This is a genomic window from Rhizobium sp. BK619 (assembly GCF_014195245.1).
Lineage (GTDB): Bacteria > Pseudomonadota > Alphaproteobacteria > Rhizobiales > Rhizobiaceae > Rhizobium > Rhizobium acidisoli.
This window is the reverse complement of record NZ_JACIBH010000025.1, coordinates 14,614-30,682: the sequence shown is the minus strand read 5'-3', so window position 1 is coordinate 30,682 and position 16,069 is coordinate 14,614. Positions and strand designations below refer to the sequence as shown.

Annotated in this window: 15 protein-coding genes, 1 tRNA gene and 1 pseudogene; 7 read left to right on the top strand and 10 right to left on the bottom strand. The window is 60.8% G+C overall.

The features are described from left to right. Positions 1-15 precede the first annotated feature (15 nt). From FHX14_RS32140 to FHX14_RS32110, 7 genes and pseudogenes are all read left to right on the top strand, one after another. Positions 16-92, top strand: a tRNA-Met gene (locus FHX14_RS32140). Positions 93-409: 317 nt separating this feature from the next. Next, positions 410-658 (top strand): CopG family ribbon-helix-helix protein, encoded by a 249-nt coding sequence (locus tag FHX14_RS32135; protein ID WP_003590037.1) that lies wholly within the window; start codon positions 410-412, stop codon positions 656-658. After that, positions 655-936: pseudogene (locus tag FHX14_RS33315) on the top strand (type II toxin-antitoxin system RelE/ParE family toxin); the annotation flags it as partial. The gene FHX14_RS32135 and the pseudogene FHX14_RS33315, both read left to right, overlap by 4 nt. 386 nt (positions 937-1,322) lie before the next feature. Next, entirely contained in the window at positions 1,323-2,141 is an 819-nt protein-coding gene (locus FHX14_RS32125) for a hypothetical protein (protein ID WP_184381119.1), read from the top strand. 56 nt (positions 2,142-2,197) lie between these two features. Next, positions 2,198-2,443, top strand: a complete 246-nt coding sequence (locus tag FHX14_RS32120; RefSeq protein WP_184381121.1) for a hypothetical protein — start codon at positions 2,198-2,200, stop codon at positions 2,441-2,443. Further along, a complete protein-coding gene (locus FHX14_RS32115) occupies positions 2,346-3,134 on the top strand; it encodes a DUF2092 domain-containing protein (protein ID WP_184381117.1) in 789 nt (262 codons plus the stop codon). Before FHX14_RS32120 ends, FHX14_RS32115 begins: the two co-directional genes overlap by 98 nt. Next, positions 3,131-3,460 (top strand): hypothetical protein, encoded by a 330-nt coding sequence (locus FHX14_RS32110; protein ID WP_184381115.1) that lies wholly within the window; start codon positions 3,131-3,133, stop codon positions 3,458-3,460. The genes FHX14_RS32115 and FHX14_RS32110 overlap by 4 nt, the downstream gene beginning before the upstream one ends. A 14-nt stretch (positions 3,461-3,474) precedes the next feature. Here the strand turns inward: FHX14_RS32110 and FHX14_RS32105 are convergent, their stop codons facing one another. From FHX14_RS32105 to FHX14_RS32060, 10 genes are all read right to left on the bottom strand, one after another. After that, on the bottom strand, positions 3,475-6,657 hold the full coding sequence (locus FHX14_RS32105; RefSeq protein WP_184381113.1) for a multidrug efflux RND transporter permease subunit: 3,183 nt from the start codon (positions 6,655-6,657) through the stop codon (positions 3,475-3,477). 41 nt (positions 6,658-6,698) lie between these two features. Beyond that, on the bottom strand, positions 6,699-7,895 hold the full coding sequence (locus FHX14_RS32100) for an efflux RND transporter periplasmic adaptor subunit (RefSeq protein WP_184381111.1): 1,197 nt from the start codon (positions 7,893-7,895) through the stop codon (positions 6,699-6,701). A gap of 341 nt (positions 7,896-8,236) precedes the next feature. Next, entirely contained in the window at positions 8,237-9,001 is a 765-nt protein-coding gene (locus FHX14_RS32095; RefSeq protein WP_184381109.1) for a DUF4239 domain-containing protein, read from the bottom strand. 129 nt (positions 9,002-9,130) lie between these two features. Then, on the bottom strand, positions 9,131-10,264 hold the full coding sequence (locus FHX14_RS32090) for a calcium:proton antiporter (protein ID WP_184381107.1): 1,134 nt from the start codon (positions 10,262-10,264) through the stop codon (positions 9,131-9,133). Between the two features lie 343 nt (positions 10,265-10,607). Next, a complete protein-coding gene (locus FHX14_RS32085) occupies positions 10,608-11,315 on the bottom strand; it encodes an SDR family NAD(P)-dependent oxidoreductase (RefSeq protein WP_184381105.1) in 708 nt (235 codons plus the stop codon). Between the two features lie 159 nt (positions 11,316-11,474). Next, the gene (locus FHX14_RS32080; protein WP_184381103.1) at positions 11,475-11,825 is read right to left on the bottom strand and encodes a ribbon-helix-helix domain-containing protein; all 351 of its coding nucleotides are present in this window, start codon (positions 11,823-11,825) and stop codon (positions 11,475-11,477) included. Positions 11,826-11,848: 23 nt separating this feature from the next. After that, entirely contained in the window at positions 11,849-12,445 is a 597-nt protein-coding gene (locus tag FHX14_RS32075; protein ID WP_012559079.1) for a DJ-1/PfpI family protein, read from the bottom strand. 138 nt (positions 12,446-12,583) lie between these two features. After that, positions 12,584-12,976, bottom strand: a complete 393-nt coding sequence (locus FHX14_RS32070) for a DUF779 domain-containing protein (RefSeq protein ID WP_184381101.1) — start codon at positions 12,974-12,976, stop codon at positions 12,584-12,586. Between the two features lie 183 nt (positions 12,977-13,159). Then, entirely contained in the window at positions 13,160-14,668 is a 1,509-nt protein-coding gene (adh, locus tag FHX14_RS32065) for an aldehyde dehydrogenase (RefSeq protein ID WP_003590056.1), read from the bottom strand. 232 nt (positions 14,669-14,900) lie between these two features. Then, a complete protein-coding gene (locus FHX14_RS32060) occupies positions 14,901-15,860 on the bottom strand; it encodes a helix-turn-helix domain-containing protein (RefSeq protein WP_184381099.1) in 960 nt (319 codons plus the stop codon). Between the last annotated feature and the right edge of the window lie 209 nt (positions 15,861-16,069).

The window sequence follows — 16,069 nt, the reverse complement described above, 5'->3', positions numbered from 1 at the left end:
AAAGACTTGCGCTGGCGCGGGGTGGAGCAGCCCGGTAGCTCGTCAGGCTCATAACCTGAAGGCCGCAGGTTCAAATCCTGCCCCCGCAACCAAATTCCCTTATCTTCCCCGATAGACCAGCATTAATTATCGCTGGCGCGAAGACTTCATCTTCGCTGGCGATGGTAGCTCCTCGTCCTGCGGACCATAACCTGAAGGGTGAGCGGTCGCTCGGGAAAAGCCCCGTAAAACAGCCCAGTGGACTGTTTTAAGACCCGAACGGGGAAAAGCCTGAACCCGCAACCAAATCTTCCTATCGAAATACCAAAAAGCCCGCTGCTAAGCGGGCTTTTGGCGTTTGGGCGAGCAGAATCTTGACGAACCATATTGGTTCACCATTAATCAAACTGTACCAACGAGAGTTAGGATCATGACAGCTGCGTTTACCGTGCGTGTTAAAGACGAAACCGCAAACAAGCTGGACCAGCTCGCCGAAAAGCTGGATCGCTCCCGTTCCTACATGGCTGCCAAGGCCATAGAGGCGTTCGTTGAGCAGCAGGAATGGCAGCTCACGGAGATCGAAGCCGGGTTGGCTGAGGCTGACCGGGGTGAATTTGCCAGCGACGAGGACGTGGCGAAGGTGGTCGGGAAATATCTCAGGTCTGTCCGCCAGTCATGAGCGGGAAGCGTATCCGCTGGACGCTGTTGGCGTTGAGACGGCTTGATGAAATCGGCTCTTACATCGAAAAAGATAATCCTGACGCAGCGGCCCGCGTGGTGGCGCGGATTCTGACGGCCGTGGATATGTTGGTGGAGCTGCCTGCGAGTGGGCGGCCGGGTCGCATCAAGGGCACGCGTGAAATCGTGCTGGCGGATATTGCTTACATTATCCCTTACCGTGTCGGGCGGGATATCGTGGTTGTCACCGTCATATACGCGCATCAGCGATGGCCATCGCAGTTCCAGTCTGCAACAACGATGGAGATCGCTCATGGCTCCCAACCGTTTATAAGCGCAGCCTCAAAACCGGGCGCATGTGTAAGCGCAGCGTATAATGTGCTGCGTAGTAGGACCAGCTTCTCACTCTCTTCCGAGATCCCTAGAAGCCTCACAGCGGCATTTCCCGTTTCTGGACTTCTGAGATGATATCCTTGCAAGGTGTCATCGATTTTCCAGCGGCGACTCGATAGTTGCTAAAGAGATAATATTCTAATATACGTAATTCAGGCGCATCTTATATTTCACAGTAGCAAACAACGTCCGTCCATTCGGCGGCGCCTATTGTTCTATTCAGAGGGCAGTTCGATTTCATGAAGTAGATCAGAGATTTATAGGGGGGAATCATGCGAAAATGGGGGTCTTCTCTACTGACGTCTCCATATAGGAGGCATCGACTTCTATCGGCAATCTCCGCGTTGCCTGCGTTCTGTGCCGTGGTGTTCATCGCCGGGATTGCGTCCGCGCAAGCGCCGACCGACGAGCAGCGCGATGCGATCAGGGCAGAGTGCCGCTCCGATTTCATGGCGAAATGTTCCGGGGTGACGCCGGGAGGGATCGAGGCGCTTACCTGCCTGCAGCAGCATAGCGCGACACTTTCGGCAGGCTGCCGGAAGGCGGTTTCTGCGGTGAACGTCAAACCCAAATCGACATCCGCGGAGCCAGCGCCGGCTGCACCTGCAAATAATGCGGCGGCTGCACCTGCAAATAATGCGGCGGCTGCCCCGGCGCCTGCGACCGGCACGCCGGCGCATCAGCCGACGCAGGCGCAACGCAATGCGGTCAAATCGGCCTGTCAGCGCGATTTTATGGCGCAATGTTCCGGTGTTACGCCGGGCGGTTCTGCGGCGCTCAGCTGTCTGCAACAGCATAATGCCGCCCTATCGGCTCCATGTCAGCAAGCCGTTGCGGCATTGGGGGGATCGGGGGCGCCGGCGGCCGGCGATGCGGCTGCCACCGGTGCGATCACGCCGGCCCCTCGGGCAATGATGCCAGCCTTCTCCCCGCGTGAGGAAGTCATGATCCTGCGGGAAACCTGCGGAGCGGACTTCCGGGCCTTGTGCCGCATGGTGCCTTTAAGGGGAGGGCGGGGCATCGCCTGCCTGCGTGATAATCTGCAGCGGGTATCACCAGCGTGCCACCGCGTGCTGACTTCGGGATTGTAGCGCCCGTTCGAGCCTTGCTCTCAGAAAGAGGTCGTCGCGCTCCAGCGAGAAATTCGGTGCGCGATCCTGCAAAGGCCGGCAAGCGGCCCTTTGCCCACCTGCCTGCATTGCATCTCTCACATGTCATGTCCGGCTGTGGAATATCCGGCAGCTGCCATCTGCAATTCGATGAAATCAATGACGACACGAACGAAAGGCATTGCCATGTCATCGACTTTCTCTTTCCCGCGATTGAAGCGGATCCTCCTCTATGCCTCACTTGCCGCAAGCCTCGCACCGCCGACGAGCGCATGGGCGGATGATGCGAAGGCTCTCCTGAAGACAATGTCCGATTTTCTGACGGCGCAGAAGACGATCTCCTTCACCTACCAATCGTCGCTCGAAGCAGTGACGCCCGCCTTCGAGAAACTCCAGTTCGTCAGTTCGGGGACAGCCAACCTGACGCGCCCCGATAAGCTGCGGGTCACGAGGACCGGCGGCTTTGCCGACCTCGACGTGAGCTTCGACGGTTCGTCGCTGACGGTTCATGGCAAGAACCTCGACGCCTATGCCAAGATCGACGGCAAGGGTTCGCTCGATGACCTGATCGACAGGCTGATGACCGCAGGCGTCGAAGCGCCGGGCGCCGATCTTTTATCCTCCAACGTTTATGACGAACTCATGTCCGATGTGACGGAGGCCAAGCATATTTCCAGTGCGTTCGTGGATGGGGTCGAATGCGAATATCTGGCCTTCCGGACGCCTGAGATCGACTGGCAGATCTGGATACAGAGCGGCCCGCAACCGATACCACGCCGTTACGTCATCACCAGCAAACACGTCGTCCAGGCGCCGGAATACACGCTCGAAATCAGCGATTTCAAAAGCGGAGCGGATGTCGCGGCCGTTTCCTACACGATCGAGATTCCGGCCAGCGCAAAGACGGTCGATCTCAGTGAGCTGCAATCGCTCGATGAGCTGCCTGAGGCCGCCGATATGGGAGAGGTAAAATGACCTATAGGAAGCTGTTCTTCGCCCTCGGCCTGGCCGGCATTCTGATATTCACCGGCTTCCACATCGAGGAGCAGGGATCGATGCCGCTGTCGATCGGCTTTGCCACGCCGGCGGGCGCCGTCATCGGCAGGCCGCTGACGCCGCTCTCTTATGCCGGCGTGGCCCGCCGGACGACGCGGCGGGTCGTCACACGCACGACGACGACCATCGCCGTGCTTCCGGCAGGCTGCCGTTACGGGCCGTATTACGGCGGCTATTATTATCGATGCGGCGGTTATTATTACGCCAAGAGCGGCAACGTCTATGTGCAGGTGATCGTGCAATAATTGCCGCGATCGCCTTACCCGACGTTCGATATCTCCGCTTCCGCCGCGCTCGCGGCCGTGTTTGCGGGCGCTCGGCGGCGCTTCCAGTATTCCTCGAGGCGCTGCAGCAGCACGTAGAAGGAGGGGACGAAGAGGATGGCGAGGCAGGTCGAGGCGATCATGCCGCTGAAGACCGATATGCCGATCGATTTGCGCGCCGATGCGCCGGCGCCCGTCGCCAGCACAAGCGGCAGGACACCCAGGATGAAGGCGAAGGACGTCATCAGGATCGGCCGGAAACGCAGGCGGGCGGCCTCAACGGCCGCGTCCAGAATTTCCATGCCCTCCGCCCGTTTTTCACGGGCATATTCGACAATCAGGATGGCGTTCTTGGCCGCGAGCGCAATCAACAGGATAAGGCCGATCTGCGTATAGAGATTGTTGGCGACGCCCGCCGCCATGAGCGCGGCCACCGTACCGAGCAGGGCGAGCGGCACGGCTGATATGACCGCCAGTGGCAGGATCCAGCTCTCATATTGGCCGGCGAGCACGAAATAGACGAGCAGCATGGCGAGCGCGAAGATGAAGTAGATCTGCCCGCCGACGGCCTTCTCTTGATAGGAGAGCGCCGTCCATTCGAAACTGGTTCCCGTCGGCAATGTATGATCGGCGATCTGCTCCATGACCTCGAGCGACTGGCCGGAGCTGAAACCGGCCGCCGGTCCACCGACGATGGTGGCGGTGGGATAGAGATTGTAGAGGCTGATCAGCGAGGGACCTTGCGTCGTGCTGACATCGACGACCGTGCCGAGCGGCACCATCGTGCCGTCACCGGCCTTGACCTTCAGATTGCGGATATCGTCGGGGCTGACACGGAAATCCGAAGCGGCTTGCGCATAGACCTGGAAGGTGCGGCCGAATTTATTGAACTGGGTGACATAGCTCGATCCGACATAGCCGGAGAGGGCGGAGAAGACCTGGCCCACGGTAATTCCCAGCGTCTCCGCCTTGATGCGATCGACGGAGACCGCAAGCTGCGGCACGTTCGAACGGAAAGGGGTGCTCAACCTCTGCAACGATGATTGGGCATTGCCGTTCCTGACGATCGTATCGGCAAGCGATTGCAGCAGCGGATAGTCGGCCACGCCGTTCCGGAGCTCGACCTGCATGGTAAAGCCGTTGGCATTGCCGACGCCCTGGATCGGAGGCGGCACGACGACCAGCGTTTTGGCGCTCAGCACATGCTGCAGAGCCTCGTTCAAATGCTGGTAGATCGACAGCAGGTCCTGCCCCTTCTCCTTGCCGCGCACATCCCAATCTTTCAAAACGACATAGGCGACGCCGGCATTCTGCAGGCTGGCACTGTTGTCGAGAACGGAAATGCCGCTGATGGTCAGCACCTGATCGACGCCAGGCGTGGATTCGGCGATCTTGCCGACCTCTTCCATGACGGCATCGGTGCGTTCCTTCGAGGCGCCATCGGGCAGTTGTGCACTGATCAGCACATAGCCTTGATCCTCGACGGGCAGAAAGGCGGTCGGCAGACGGGAGAGCCCCCAGACGGCGACCCCGATCAGCGCAAATGCCGCTATGGCCATGATGCCGCTGTGGCGGGTCATCGATCCGATCAGCCCGGCATAGCTGCGTTCGCCTCGGTCGTAGACGCTGTTGAAGCCGCGATAGAGGGCGTTGCGTTTCTCCGGCGGAACCGGCGGGCGCAGCCAAAGGGCGCATTGCGTCGGTTTCAGCGTGACGGCGTTGACGGCGCTGATCAGAGCGGTCGCGGCAATGACGAGGGCGAACTGCCGATAGAGCTGGCCGGTCAGGCCAGGCAGGAAGGCGGCCGGAATGAAAACGGCCATCAGCACCAGCGTGATGCCGATGACCGGACCGAGCAGTTCCTCCATCGCCTTCTCGGCAGCCTTTCGGCCCGACATGCCGGCCTCGATGTGCCGGGCCACACCTTCGACGATGACGATGGCATCATCGACGACAATGCCGATGGCGAGAACGATGGCAAAGAGCGTCGACAGGTTGACGGTGAAGCCCAAGGCCGCCATGGCCGCGAAGGCGCCGATGATGGTGACGGGAACAGTGGTCGCCGGCACGAGCATCGCCCGCCAATCCTGAAGGAAGACCAGAATGACGATGAGAACGAGAACCCCGGCCTCGATCAAGGTGACGTAGACCTCGTCGATGGAGGCCTCGACGAATTTCGTCGTGTCGAACGGCAGATGATATTCGAGGCCAGGCGGGAAGCTCTTCGAGAGCTCATCCATCTTCGCGCGAACCGCCTGGGCCACGGCAATGGCATTCGCCTCCGGCAATTGGAAAATGCCGATGCCGGCCGCCGGCCGGCCGTTCTGCATGAAGGATTGGCTGTAAGTCTGAGCGCCGAGTTCGACGCGGCCGATATCGCGGACGCGCGTGATGCGGCCGCCCTGTCCGCTTTCGACCTTGACGACGATGTTCTCGTAGTCGGCGGCCTCGTTCAGCCGGCCATTCACATTCAGCGTGTATTGGAAGATCTGCCCTTTCGGCACAGGCGGAATGCCGATCTGGCCGGCGGCGACCTCCTGGCTCTGCTGCTGCACGACACTGACGACATCCTGCGGCGTCAGGCCGCGCGCCTGCAGCAGGTTCGGATCCATCCAAATCCGCATGGCATATTGGCCGGCGCCGAACACCGTCACATTGCCGACTCCAGGCAGGCGGGCGAGTTCGTTCTGCAGATTGATGACGGCGTAGTTCGACAGGAACAGGCTGTCGTAGCGGCTGTCGGATGAGGTCAGGCTGACGAAGCCGAGGATCGCCGTCGATTTCTTCTGGGTCGTCACGCCTTGAAGCTGCACCGCTTCGGGAAGTGACGACATTGCGATCGCGACACGGTTCTGCACCAGAACCTGGGCCTGATCCGGATCCGTTCCGATGGCAAAGGTCACGATCAGCGAATAGGTACCGTCGCTGGCGCTGGTCGACTGCATATAGACCATATTCTGCACGCCGTTGACCTGCTGCTCGATCGGCAGCGCGACGGTATCGACGAGGGTCTGGGCGCTGGCGCCGGGAAAGCGCGTCGTCACCTGCACCGTCGGCGGGACGACATTCGGATATTGCGCCACCGGCAATTGGTACAGCGCGACCGCGCCGACGAGCACGAAAACCAATGCCAGGACGTTGGCGAGTACCGGTCGCTCAATGAAGAAACGCGAGATCATGCTGTTGTCCTCAGACGTTCAGATGAAGCGTGGTGGCGAATTCATTGCGTGGTGGAGTTGGCCTTGGCATCACCGGCGGCATTGGCCGTCGGGTTCATTTCGATCTTCTCGGGCGTGACCTTGCTGCCGGGAATGGCCTGCTGGATCCCTTGGGTCACCACCCAGTCCGCCGGATCGAGGCCGGATTGGACGACGCGGAGCGCGCCTTCCCGCTGCCCGGTCTTGACCTGTTTCTGCTCCACCACATCGTCCTTGCCGAGAACGAGCACGTAGCTGCCGAGCTGGTTCGTTCCGATCGTGTCGTCGCGCACCAGCAGAGCCTTGTCGTTGTGGCCGACCGGCACCCGAACCCGCACGAAGAGGCCGGGCAGCATGGCGTGATCCTTGTTTTCGAACAGGGCACGGACCTGAAGCGTGCCTGTGGAGGCGTCGAGCTGAGGCGATACGTAATCGAGATGTCCCTTGTGCGGGTAACCCTCTTCCGTCTGCAAGCCGATCTCCGCCGGTATGCTCGGAAGGTCCGTCTGCCTGAAGGTATGTCCCTGCTTTGCCATGGTTTCCTTGATCATCAGCACCTGCGTCTCGCTGACGTTGAAATAGGCATAAAGCGGATCTGTCTGGACGATGCTGGCGAGTTTGGTGGGGCCGGACACGCCGACCAGCGTGCCGATATCGACGAGGTGATCCGTGACGATGCCGTCGAAGGGAGCGAGCACCTCCGTATAGCCGAGGTTGATCGTCGCGAGTTCGACATTGGCCTGGGCGTTGAGGATGGAAGCATTCGCCTCGTCGAGGGTCGCCTTGGCGCTGTCGACCGAGGTCTGGGTGGTGACCTGTTGCTTCATGAGATTGAGCTGCCGGTCATATTCCTGCTTTGCGCCGACCTGCGAGGCCTGCTGCGAGGCGAGCGATGCTTTTGCCTGATCCAGTTGCGCCTGGTAGGTGTCGCGCTCGATGCCGAAAAGCTTGGTGCCCTTCGTCACCATCATGCCGTCCTGGTAGTCGATGGACTGGATATAGCCCTGGACGCGTGCCTCGATATCGACGGCGTTGAGCGGCGCGGTATTGCCGGTGAGTTCGAAATAGAGCGTCACCGGCTGCTGGACCGGCTGCGCGACCCGAACCGGAGGTGGTGGAGGGGGAACGTAAGTGTTGCCGCTTTCCTCGCAGCCGGCAAGAATTGCCATGCCGGCGAGCACCATCAAGAGGTGCAGACCCTGATCCAATCTCACACGCATTGCCGCCGCCCCGATGTTTACGAGCCTGCTGCATAATTCATCAAATCGAATCGATTGGATGAATTATGCTGCGATTTCAAAGATCTACAGCGTCCTTTTGCGCGTCTGAAAAGACGCGCGGCGCTGTAGTCTTCATGCGTGCCTCGGCGGAGACGACCCTTCTCCGAAAAGTTCCGGGCATGCGATATTATGTCGCGGCATTGATGCAAATTGCAATAGCTGCTGGTGCACAATTGAACTCAGTTAATGCATGTCGCCCGGAAGTGTGCAGCGGTTCCGGGATAACGACATGCATCAAAACAAGGAGCTTTAGAGTTCGCCGTTAGCAGACACAAAAATGGCTACGGTTTCCCGAGCCGCTCGATGGCCGACTGCAAGGGTGCATCCGAAACACGGATCAGCCCGACATATGGATTGGCCATATCCGAAATCAGAAAGATCGCGCCGGCAACGGACAGGGCGCAAACGAGCAGAATTGACAGCACCGTCGGGTTGGCTGGCGCCTGCAGTCCGAAGGTCGCAAACAGCAGCGAGAGCCAGCAGACGAGAACGGCGAGGAAAGCCCAGGGCAAACCCTCTTTACCGGATTCGACCAGCAGCCAGTGGGTCTCGGCCACCATGCCGCTCACATCCAGCGCACGTGTCTGAAGAGAACGCTCAACGGCATCCCTCGGCGAGAGGGACCGAAGATCGCCCTGAACCGCCTCGATATCCTGATATTCCCCGAGCGCGTTGCCGGATTCATCGTCGGTGGTATCGGCGGACCAGCCGCGGCTCAGCCGTTTCTGGATCAATTCACGCAGCAACTGCCGCGCCTTGTCGGTTTCCGGTCCGTATTGCGCCATGACGCGGTCAAGCAGGAGCACCCGCGCTGCCGCCGTTCTCATTTCCACTTCGGCATTGTCATAGGTCGATTTGGCGGATGCGATCAGCAGGCCGAGCGCCAGGGCCGACAGCGTCCCCACCACCGCGGTCGCGAGCCTGATGGCATCCTTGGATTCCGAGCTGAGATGATGATCCGGCAAGCGGCCGCGCACGATCATTCCTGTCGCTGTCGCCGCCGACAGAAAAACAAAGACTAACCCGCCAAGCAAAAGTGAGCTCAAGTCCGGTCTCCGTCACGTCAACCTTGCAAGCGCCGCGAGGCTTGCCAGTGCTGCGATTGTAACTGTCACCATAGCGGAAGAAGGGCAGAGCGTGGAGTTTTTACTTTCCTGTTCTCACGCAGCCGGAGATCACTGCTGGAAAATGAGCAGCACGTAGGCCAGGAAAAGCACCAGGTGGACCGCACCTTGCATCAGATGCGTGCGGCCGCTGGCGAATGTAATGATGCTGACGGCAAGCGTGAGCAGGAGCATCACCAGATCACCGTGCTCCAGGCCGAGCGTCACGCTGTGTCCGTAGAGCTGGCTGACAACAAGCATTGCCGGCACCGTCAGCCCGATCGTCGACAATACCGAACCAAGGAAAATGTTGACGGAGCGCTGAAGATTGTTGGCGATAGACGCGCGCACGGCGCTGATTGCCTCAGGCGTCGCGACGAGGATAGCCATCACGACACCGCCAAATGCGGTTGGAGCATGCAGGGTTTCGATAATGTAATCGATCGGCCGTGCAAGCTGTTCGACCAGGAAGACGACGGGAGCCATATAGGTGACAAGCAGGATGGCATGCGGCCAGATCGGCCCATGGCCGGCGCCATGTTCGCTGCGAGGTTGCTGACGGTTGCCGTCGTCCGCGAAGTAGTCCCGATGGCGGCCGGCCTGAAGAAACAGAAACGTGGAATAAAGTCCGACCGATATGACGCCCAGTATCAGTTGTCTCGGTGCCGATGGATGCTGTCCGTCCGGACCTGCCAGAAATGTCGGCATGACCAGGCTTAAGGTCGCCAGCGGCACGATCACTCCGAGATAGGCGTTAGCGCCCTGCAGGTTATGCTGCTGTTCCGGCCGCCGCCACGCGCCGAGCAGCAATGACAGGCCGACCATGCCATTCAGAATGATCATGACGACTGCAAACAGCGTGTCGCGCGCAAGCGTGGGGTTGTTTTCGCCGTGAAGCATGACGGCCGATATTGCCATCACCTCGATCGACGTGATTGAAAGGGTTAGAATGAGCGTGCCGTAAGGCTCCTTCAGCCGCTCCGCCAGGTGGTCTGCGTGCCGCACGACCGACAGAGCGGAGCCGAGCACGACGGCAAACAGCCACCCGAAAACGACAGTGAACCAAAGCGGATCGGAAAGCCGGCCGAAGAGCTGCTCCTGGAAAGCAAGAAATGCGAAGCTCGTCGCGACGCTGACGCCCAGGAACCATTCCTCGCGCAACAGGCTTACGGCGCTGACGGCACGCAATGCAGGATCGTCCGTCATCGAAACCACCCGCCTTCGGGCAAATGCCGCCGCCATGCGATCATCACCACCATCGTGTCCGCCGCTGTCTCTTGCCCGCCACCTGAGCCTAAAGCGCGTCGCATCAAACTTGATTCATGCGACGCGCTTTAGCTCTTTGTTTTGATGCATGTCGTTATCCCGGAACCGCTGCACACTTCCGTGCGACATGCATTAGCGGAGATAAGGCTGCCTTAAGGCGAACCGAACCTCAAGTCGGATCGCATGTCACCGGCCAAAATTTGCAAATCCGCCGTTTCATCACCCCTGATCCCGGCAAAGTAATCCCGATTCAAGGTTGCGGCGCCGAGCACCACTCCAGCCGTTATTCGCGGCCGGTCGCCGGGATTGCCGCGCCGGTGACAACGGCTGCGGCCGGCGAGATCAGGAAGGCGATGAGGCGGGCGATCGATTGCGGCGTGACCCAGCCATCCGTCTTCGCATTGGGCATAGCGGCGCGGTTCTCAGGCGTGTCGATCGTCCCAGGCAGGATGCAGTTGGCGGTGATGCGGTCGTCGCGGCATTCGGCAGCGAGCGCTTCCGTCAGCCGGATGACGGCGGCCTTCGAGGCAGCGTAAGCGGCTTGATTGGGGCCGGCCTTCAGGCCGGGCGCGGCGGCGACATGAACGATGCGGCCATAGCCCGATGCCTTCATGGTCGGGAGAACCGCGGCGCTGATCGTCAGCGCGGTGCGGGCGTTGGCGTTCATCATCGTCTCCCATTGGGCAGGCGCATCCGGTCCGACCGGCCCCATCTGGAAGGCGCCGACCGTATTGACCAGGGCACCGACGCCGCCGAAGCGCTTGACGGCCCGGGCGACGGCTGCGGCGCAGGAGGCATAGTCGGTGAGATCCGTTCCGGCGATCGACAGAAACTCGGCGGAGGCGGGAAGATCGCCGGCCAAGGCTTCCAGCTCCTGGCTCGAACGGTTCATGCAGACGAGTTTTGCGCCGCCGGCGGCAAGCTCACGGACAACGGCGCTGCCGAGGTTGCCGCCGGCTCCCGTAACGATCACGGCTTTCTGGTCGTTCATGGCAATCGATCTCCTGCCGGTCTTTGATGGCGCGCATTGTTGATCCAGGCTGCGCCGCAGCGCAAGCCCACGCATCCGCGTCCAGGTCGGAGATCTTGCGGAACTGCCCTTTGCAGGCAGTTCCGCCGTTATTGCTCCACAGTTTCGTTGGGCCGGCCGTCAGTGATATTTCGTCCGTTCGCGACCGAGAATCTCGGGCGCGTCAAGGCCGGAAATCGGACGGGTGGCATCGGCGGGGATGTCGCCGCTGAGCTGCAGGTCGAGATAGCGGGCGCAGCAGACGCGCAGGAAGGAGGTGAAGTTTCCAAGATCATGGCCGGCATCGATCGATTCATGATGCAGCCGGGTGATCAGCTGGACGACATTCATGCCGTCGCGCCGGGCCACTTCCTCAAGCTTCGACCAGAAGAAGTTCTCCAGCCTGACGCTGGTCACCATGCCGTCGATGCGCAGCGACCGGGTGGTGCTTTCCCAGAGCCGCGCATCCGCCTTGATGAACAATTCGCACATGTCATCCTCCCGTGCCGCCCTCCTCAGGCGGCGTTGGTTTCGAGCAGCGCTGCTGCATCGAGTACGGCCATGAACTGGCGCAGCCACGACGGATGTGCCGGCCAGGCCGGCGCCGTTACCAGGTTACCGTCCGAGACCGCATCGGTGATTGAGATATCGGCGAAGGTGGCGCCGGCAAGCTCGACTTCCGGCCGGCAAGCGGGATAGGCCGAGCAGGTGCGGCCCTTCAAGACGCCGGCGGCAGCTAGCAGCTGCGCGCCATGGCAGATGGCGGCAACGGGTTTTCCGGCATCGAAGAAGTGCCGGACCGCTTTGATAACGTCTGCATTGAGGCGCAGATATTCCGGCGCGCGGCCGCCGGGGATGACGAGGGCATCGTAGTCTTCGGGCCGCACGCTGTCGAAAGTGGCGTTCAGCGCGAAATTATGACCGCGTTTTTCGGAATAGGTCTGGTCGCCTTCGAAATCATGAATAGCGGTGGCGACCGTCTCGCCCGCGTTCTTTCCGGGGCAGACGGCGTCGACCGTATAGCCGCAGGCAAGCAGCGTCTGGAACGGCACCATGGTTTCGTAATCTTCGGTGAAATCACCCGTGATCATCAGGATTTTGGAAGCTGGCATCGTATCCTCCTTTGAAACCAACCGCCGGAGATTAACAAAGAGCGGCATGCAGAAGGTACTATGGGAATACTACAGCCGAAATTCGCTGAGAGTGAGAGTAGCATGATGCCGAAAACCGCGCACAGTTTTCGGCATGCTCTACATCGCTTTGACCGTCACATCCGGGACAGCGCAGGCTTCGCCGCCGCCGAAGAGGCGGGAGCGGGTGAGGAAGCGTTTCTCGCGGCCGTTATCGAGCGAGAACATGCCGCCGCGGCCCGGAACGACATCGATGATGAGCTGCGTATGTTTCCAGGCTTCGAACTGGCTGGCGCTGATATAGACCGGCACGCCGCCGATCTCGCCGAGTTTGACGTCGCTGTCGCCGACCATGAATTCATTGACGGGATAACACATCGGTGAGGAGCCGTCGCAGCAGCCGCCGGACTGGTGGAAGAGGATATCGGGATGATCGCGCTTGATCTCCGCGATCAGGTCAAGAGCTGCGTCGGTCGCGAGAACACGCGGTTCGCCGTTGACGGTGATTTCCATCGGTCTTCCTCCAAAGTTTTGGGAGAGATAGATTCCCCTCCCCACAAGGGGGAGGGGCTAAGATGCCGCTTCGGCTCGCAAGACAACAAGCCGGATGCATGTGCTGCGCTCAAGAGTGAATACGGCGAGAGCAGCACGTTAAGTCCCTCCCTGTGGGGAGGGGTTTTACACCCTCACCACGCCTCAGAAGAAGCCGAGCGCCTTCGGGCTGTAGCTCACCAGCATATTTTTGGTCTGCTGGTAATGCTCGAGCATCATCTTGTGGGTTTCACGGCCGATGCCCGACTGTTTGTAACCGCCGAAGGCGGCATGGGCCGGGTAGGCGTGGTAGCAGTTGGTCCAGACGCGGCCGGCCTGGATCTCGCGGCCGAAACGGTAGCAGCGATTGGCGTCGCGGCTCCAGACGCCGGCGCCGAGGCCGTAAAGCGTGTCGTTGGCGATTTCGAGCGCTTCTTTTTCGTCCTTGAAGGTCGTGACCGAGACAACCGGCCCGAAGATTTCCTCCTGGAATACACGCATCTTGTTGTGGCCCTTGAAGATGGTCGGCTTGACGTAATAGCCGTTCGCCAGATCGCCGCCGAGATCGTTGCGCGTGCCACCGGCCAGCACCTCGGCACCTTCCTGCTTGCCGATGTCGAGATAGGCGAGGATCTTTTCCAATTGCTCGGTCGATGCCTGGGCGCCGATCATCGTCGCGCTGTCGAGCGGGTTGCCCTGCTTGATCGCCTCGACGCGCTTGACGGCCTTTTCCATGAAGCGGTCATAGATCGATTCCTGGACGAGGGCGCGGCTCGGGCAGGTGCAGACTTCGCCCTGGTTGAGGGCAAACATCGCAAAGCCTTCGAGCGCCTTGTCGAGGAAGTCGTCATCCTCGGCCATCACATCGGCGAAGAAGATGTTCGGCGATTTGCCGCCGAGTTCCAGGGTCACCGGAATGAGGTTCTGGCTGGCATATTGCATGATCAGCCGGCCGGTCGTCGTCTCGCCAGTGAAGGCGATCTTGGCGATGCGGGAGCTGGTCGCCAGCGGCTTGCCGGCCTCGATGCCGAAACCGTTGACGATGTTGAGGACGCCTGGCGGCAGCAGATCGCCGACCAGTTCGGCCCAGAGCAGGATTGAAGCCGGGGTCTGTTCGGCGGGCTTCAAGACGACGCAGTTGCCGGCGGCAAGCGCCGGGGCGAGTTTCCACGTGGCCATCAGGATCGGGAAATTCCACGGAATGATCTGGCCGACGACGCCGAGCGGCTCGTGGAAGTGATAGGCGACGGTGTCATGGTCGATCTCGCCGATCGAACCTTCCTGGGCGCGGATGCAGGAAGCGAAATAGCGGAAGTGGTCGATCGCCAGCGGAATGTCCGCCGCCATGGTCTCGCGGATCGGCTTGCCATTGTCCCAGGTCTCGGCCTGGGCAAGCAATTCCAGCTTGTCCTCCATCCGCTGGGCGATCTTCATGAGGATATTGGAGCGCTCGGCAGCCGAAGTGCGGCCCCATTTGTCCTTGGCCGCATGGGCGGCATCGAGCGCCAGATTGATGTCCTTTTCACTGGAGCGGGGAATGTCGCAGAGCTTGCCGCCGGTAACGGGCGTTAGGTTTTCGAAGTATTTGCCTTCGACCGGCTCGCGCCATTCGCCGCCGATATAGTTGCCGTATTTGAGCTTGAACGGCGACTCGACGACTTTCTGATGAAGCATGTCATCCTCCCTTGATGATCCAGGTTCCCAAGCGAACCGGTGGAAGGAAAATGTGCGCGTTTTGCCGAAGGGAACAGGGGAGGTCTTCGATACCGCAGCGCACACTGTCGCACAGATGCGACAGCTCGGGTCACGATCGATGGTGTCGGTGGAACGTTCGGGCGTTAGCTCTTTGTTTTGATGCATGTCGTTATCCCGGAACCGCTGCACACTTCCGGGCGACATGCATTCGTCAGTGCAGGTCGAACTTCTTCATCTTCCGATGCAGGGTGGCGCGGCTAATGCCGAGGGCGACGGCCGCCTGCGAGACGTTGCCGCTGGTGCGCGACAGCGCCCGCAACAGAGCTGCTTTTTCCGCCTCGACGATCTCCTCCTGCTGCGAGACTCCAGCCTCATGCAGGGCATCGGCCGCCGGAATGCCGGCGGCGATTCGCTTGTCGTCCAGCTGCAGCGCGATGCGGGCAGCGCGCGTTGCGCCCAGCACCAGATCGTGCCGGTCGACGGCAAGCAGGGCGGCGGCGGAATTGACGCCGGCCGGGACCATCAGGAAACGGGCGCTGGGAAAAGCCGAACGGAAGAGGTTGAGCTCGATGCGCATCGCCGCATCGCGCACGGTCTGCGTCAGGATCGTCAGCGTCATCTCGTTGACGTCTTCGCGGCAGGTGGAAATATCGAGGGCTGCGGCCACCCGGCCACGGTGATCGCGGATCGGTGCCGTGGTGCAGCTGAGGCTGGTATTGGCGCAGAAGAAATGCTGGTCGCGGAAGATGGCGACGGCGCGTTCGTCGGCAAGCGCGGTGCCGATGCCGTTGGTGCCGATGCTCGCCTCGGTCCAGACCGAGCCGGTCCACAGGCCGAGTTCGTGAAACTCCTTGTCGTCGCCGGCAGCCCCCCGGCGCTCCAAGGCAATGCCATTCCTGTCGGTCAGAAGCAGGCAGCAGCCGGCTTTGCCGACGGTGGTGAAGAGACGATCGAGTTCTTCGGTCGCGCTGGCGATCAACTGCCCGGACTGTTCGCGGGCACGGCGGAATTCCTCATCGGTAACGCGCAGTGGCGCCCGTTCGTCTTCCGGAGCGAGCTGATGCATGGTCATGCATCGCCGCCAGGAGGCGACAACCGGAGAACTGGCCGCGGCGGAATCGCGCTGGGCAGAGGTGTAGACATGCTCGGCGTGTGCTGAGTGTTCGTGCATCGGCTCCTCCCACGGAACTTCAGCATAGTCTGATGGAAAAGCGGCCGGTTTGCAATCGGCCGGTCCCGGACGGCCATCGGCCTGCGGGTTTTTCAGGCGAAGGGGGCAGAAATCACATTTCGGTGTTCGAACGCCGACAGTGTAACAAAAGACCGCTCTCGCCCGTAGTTCTGTGCAGAAACAGCTTTGCAGGGCGAGGAGATCCCGAC